Genomic DNA, 1,247 nt, shown 5'->3' on the forward strand with positions numbered 1-1,247 from the left:
TGGGATTGAGCCAGTTTTGAGTCGGTGGAGTTAAGCCTCACCATAGGAGGCAACCCCATGACGACCAGAAACACCTACACCGCCGAATTCAAACGTCAGGCTATCGAACTGGCCGCACGAGAGGATGTTGGCCCGAGCCGGGCGGCCCGTGACCTCGGGATCAGCCCTTCAGCGCTCTACCGCTGGCGACTCCAGGCTCATAAAGCAGGGCAGGCGGCTTTCCCCGGTCAGGGTCGTTCGACCCTGACGCCACAGGAACAGGAGATCCAGCGGCTTCGCAAAGAAGTTGAGATTCTGCGTCAGGAACGTGAAATCCTGAAAAAAGCAGCGGCCTTCTTCGCCAAAGAAAATCTCTGAGGTTTGCGTTCATCGCTGCACATCTCAAAGAATTTCGTCTCGACATCATGTGTCGTGTCCTGCAGGTCACGCCCAGTGGCTTCAGGAATTGGCGAAGAAGGCCGTCCTCAACGAGAAAAAATCACGATGAGCGTCTCAAGCTCCTGATCGAGAACATCTACGATCAACATAAAGGGCGCTATGGAGCGCTGCGGATTCAGATTGAATTGGCTGAACAAGGGCATCATCACAGCGTTCGTCGAATTGCCCGACTGATGCGTGAGCTCGGTCTGTACGGCAAAACCCGTCGCAAGTTCGTCAAAACCACGGATAGCAAACATGCCCTTCCAGTCGCGCCAAATCTGCTCGACAGGAACTTCACGCCGGAGACGCCCAATACCGTCTGGGCGAGCGATATCACCTACATCCCGACAAAAGAAGGCTGGCTCTATCTGGCCGTAACCATGGACTTGTTTGCCAGGACGATTGTAGGTTGGTCGATGGATCACACCATGACGGCTGAACTGCCGCTGGGCGCGCTGAACATGGCGGTGAGCAGGCGGAATCCGCCTGCTGGCCTCATTCACCACAGCGACCGGGGAAGCCAGTACGCCAGCCACCTGTTTCAAACTGCTTTAAAGGACAACGAGATGCTGTGCAGCATGAGTCGGAAGGGGGATTGTTGGGACAATGCCGTGGTAGAGAGCTTTTTCGAGACCTTGAAGCGTGAGTTGGTGGATGGCTGCGTGTATCGCAGCCATGAGGAGGCCAGGAAAGCGATCTTCGAATACGTGGAGGTGTATTACAACCGAAAACGGCGGCATTCGAGCCTGGGATACTTGACGCCCCTGGAAGCCGAGTGCCAGGCTACAGCTGCTTAACCTTAGCGACTCGAAACCGAGTCAACCCCA

At 55.7% G+C, this 1,247-nt stretch carries 1 protein-coding gene; it reads left to right on the forward strand.

Features of this window, described 5'->3' with window-relative positions:
* Window positions 1-57: 57 nt before the first annotated feature.
* Window positions 58-1,217, forward strand: a protein-coding gene (locus tag HNQ08_RS27045; RefSeq protein WP_184138564.1) for an IS3 family transposase whose coding sequence is annotated in 2 segments (ribosomal slippage) — window positions 58-325 and window positions 325-1,217 — 1,161 coding nt in all. Because the reading frame shifts where the segments join, the coding sequence is not laid out codon by codon here.
* Window positions 1,218-1,247: the final 30 nt, after the last annotated feature.

Origin of the sequence: Deinococcus humi (assembly GCF_014201875.1) — a bacterium.
Taxonomy (GTDB): Bacteria; Deinococcota; Deinococci; order Deinococcales; family Deinococcaceae; genus Deinococcus; species Deinococcus humi.